Source organism: Burkholderia sp. Ac-20379, from assembly GCF_017104645.1.
Lineage (GTDB): Bacteria > Pseudomonadota > Gammaproteobacteria > Burkholderiales > Burkholderiaceae > Burkholderia.
Genome location: NZ_JAAGPF010000527.1, coordinates 1 through 3,205 on the forward strand (window position 1 = coordinate 1; position 3,205 = coordinate 3,205).

At 67.6% G+C, this 3,205-nt stretch carries 4 protein-coding genes; 2 read left to right on the plus strand and 2 right to left on the minus strand.

Annotated elements, in window-relative coordinates:
• Positions 1-259, minus strand: a 259-nt coding sequence (locus tag G3N92_RS32305) for an amidase family protein (RefSeq protein WP_241015162.1), incomplete at its 3' end; no start/stop codon positions are given.
• A 72-nt stretch (positions 260-331) separates the two neighbouring features.
• Positions 332-631 carry an Asp-tRNA(Asn)/Glu-tRNA(Gln) amidotransferase subunit GatC gene (gene gatC, locus G3N92_RS32310; RefSeq protein ID WP_206131594.1) on the minus strand — a complete coding sequence of 100 codons (300 nt, stop codon included), beginning with the start codon at positions 629-631 and terminating at the stop codon, positions 332-334.
• Positions 632-1,021: 390 nt separating this feature from the next.
• Here gatC and G3N92_RS32315 point away from each other — a divergent pair, with 390 nt between their 5' ends.
• On the plus strand, positions 1,022-2,065 hold the full coding sequence (locus G3N92_RS32315) for a rod shape-determining protein (RefSeq protein ID WP_004189550.1): 1,044 nt from the start codon (positions 1,022-1,024) through the stop codon (positions 2,063-2,065).
• 186 nt (positions 2,066-2,251) lie between these two features.
• The coding region (gene mreC / locus G3N92_RS32320) for a rod shape-determining protein MreC (RefSeq protein ID WP_206131595.1) at positions 2,252-3,205 on the plus strand (954 nt) is incomplete at its 3' end.

Sequence of the window (3,205 nt, forward strand, 5' to 3'; positions counted from 1 at the left end):
CCGTCGAGCGCCAGCCGCGCGTGACGAACACGTCCTTGTGCGCGATCGTCAGGCCGGCCAGCGGGCCGGCGTTGCCCGCGGCGCGCGCGGCGTCGGCGGCGCGCGCCTGCGCGAGCGTCAGCTCCGGATCGACGTGGACGAAGGCGTTGAGCTCGCCGGCCGCGTCGATGCGCTGCAGGTAGAGCTGCGCCAGCTCGACGGCCGAGGTTTGGCCGGCGTCGAGCGCGGCGCGCAGTTCGGTCAGACTTTTTGCGTGCATTGCTGGAGGATTCCTGGATTCTGGGGGGCCCGCGGCGGGCGGCGGGCCGGGACGGCGCTCAGCCGGCCGCGCTTACTCGATCACCTTGGGCACGAGGAACAGGCCGTCCTGGACGGCCGGCGCGGGGCGCTGGTTCGCGTCGCGATCGACCTGCTCGGTGACGGCGTCCTCGCGCAGGCGCTGCTCGACGGCCTGGATCTGCTCGATCGGATGGGCCAGCGGCGCGATGTCGCGTGTGTCAACGGCGCGCATCTGCTCGACGAGGCCGAAGAAATCGTTGAGCTGGGTCAGGGTATGTTCGGCCTCGGCGTCGGCGATCTCGAGCCGCGCCAGGTGCGCGATGCGTTTCACATCGTTCAGGGTCAAAGCCATGCGTTTCACCGGGAAAACTGGGCTTGCGCGACGCATTGGAAGCCGCGCCGCAACAGGGGGTTGGAGGACTCGTTCGAACCCTCAAAATCGGGCCCGAAGCGGTGAATTGACGGTCCGTTTGGGTTCAAATACCCAGAAATTATAAGGTATCATTACGCGTTCGACCCAGCCCCGGACCATCCCTCCCGCACGGCAACCGTTAGCTGCAAGCCGGCTGCAAGCTCAGCCGCCTGCCAAGCGGGGCGCGCGACGGTCCCGGTAGATTGCACTCGCAGCTTCGCGTTCCAGCGGCGGCCGCTCCCGCCCGATCCGAGGCTGTTATTTTTTCCGCCGCCACCCTTGCGCGCCATGTCAGCGCGGGGGCGGCACCAGAGCGAGACAGGATTCTGAATGTTCGGTTTTTTGCGCAGCTACTTCTCCAACGATCTCGCGATCGATCTCGGCACCGCAAACACCCTCATCTACATGCGCGGCAAGGGCATCGTCCTCGATGAGCCGTCCGTCGTGTCGATCCGCCAGGAAGGCGGCCCCAACGGCAAGAAGACGATCCAGGCCGTCGGCAAGGAAGCCAAGCAGATGCTCGGCAAGGTGCCGGGCAACATCGAGGCGATCCGTCCGATGAAAGACGGCGTGATCGCCGACTTCACGGTCACCGAGCAGATGATCAAGCAGTTCATCAAGACGGCGCACGAGTCGCGGATGTTCTCGCCCTCGCCGCGCATCATCATCTGCGTGCCGTGCGGTTCGACCCAGGTCGAGCGCCGCGCGATCAAGGAAGCCGCGCACGGCGCCGGCGCCTCGCAGGTCTACCTGATCGAGGAGCCGATGGCGGCCGCGATCGGCGCGGGCCTGCCGGTGTCGGAAGCCACCGGCTCGATGGTGGTCGACATCGGCGGCGGCACGACCGAAGTGGGCGTGATCTCGCTGGGCGGCATCGTCTACAAGGGTTCGGTGCGCGTGGGCGGCGACAAGTTCGACGAAGCCATCGTCAACTACATCCGCCGCAACTACGGCATGCTGATCGGCGAGCAAACCGCCGAAGCGATCAAGAAGGAAATCGGCTCCGCCTTCCCGGGTTCCGAAGTCAAGGAAATGGAAGTGAAGGGCCGCAACCTGTCGGAAGGCATTCCGCGCAGCTTCACGATCTCCAGCAACGAAATCCTCGAAGCGCTGACCGATCCGCTGAACCAGATCGTCTCGTCGGTGAAGATCGCGCTCGAGCAAACCCCGCCGGAACTGGGCGCGGACATCGCCGAACGCGGCATGATGCTGACGGGCGGCGGCGCGCTGCTGCGCGATCTGGATCGCCTGCTGGCCGAGGAAACGGGCCTGCCGGTGCTGGTCGCCGAAGATCCGCTGACCTGCGTGGTGCGCGGCTCGGGCATGGCGCTCGAACGCATGGACAAGCTCGGCAGCATCTTCTCGTACGAGTAAACCCCGCTCCGGGGCCGCGCCGCCCGCCGGCGCGCGCAGCTTCGGGCCGGCGGACAACCCCGTCCCCGGCATGCAGCCGCTACCGACGACACACGCGCGACGCTCCGGCTTGTGATATTGGCCGAACCGCCGCGCGTTTTTCGCGTCTGAGATTCATTTAACCGATCAAGCCGCCCGGCGCCGACCATGGAATACAGTCCGCCGCCCCTCTTCAAGCAAGGTCCGTCAGCGCTCGCGCGGCTGATCTTCTTCGTTGCGCTGGCGATCGCGCTCCTCGTGTCGGATGCGCGGTTCAATTCGCTCGAAATCGTCCGGGGCATTCTTGGCACCGCGCTGTACCCGCTGCAGCGGGCCGCGCTCGTGCCGCGCGACCTGTTCATGGGCGCCGCCGATCTGGCCGCGAGCAACGCCACGCTGCGCCACGACAACCAGCAACTGAACGACCGCAACCTGAAGCTCTCGCTGCAGGCGAACCAGGCCTCGCTGCTCGCCGCCGACAACGCGCACCTGCGCGCGATCCTCGGCCTGCGCCAGCGCATCGCCGCGCAGGCCACGCCGGTCGAGATCCAGTACGACACCAGCGATCCGTTCTCGCAGCGCGTCGTGATCGGCCACGGCTCGCACGACGACATCCAGAACGGCGCGCCGGTGGTCACCGAGGACGGCGTGGTCGGCCAGGTCACGCGCGTGTTCCCGCTGCAATCCGAAATCACGCTGATCACCGATCGCGACCTCGCGATTCCGGTGCAGGTGCTGCGCACCGGGCTGCGCAGCGTGATCTACGGCACGCCGAAGGGCGATGCGCTCGACCTGCGCTTCGTGCCGACCAGCGCCGATCTGATGGTGGGCGACGAACTCGTCACCAGCGGCCTCGACGGCATCTACCCGCCGGGCCTGCCGGTGGCCAAGGTGGTGCGCGTCGACAAGGTGGGCGACACCGCGTTCGCGCATGTGGTCTGCATGCCGGTGGCCGCCGTGCGCGGCGCGCGCGAGATGCTGGTGCTGCACTATCAATCCGACGTGCCGCCGCGCCCGGTCGATCCCGAGGCGGCCGCCGACAAGAACGGCAAGGGTAAAAAGGGCGCGAAGGCGGCCGACAAGGCCAAGGCCGCGGCGAAGGACGCCGCGCCTGCCGGGCCG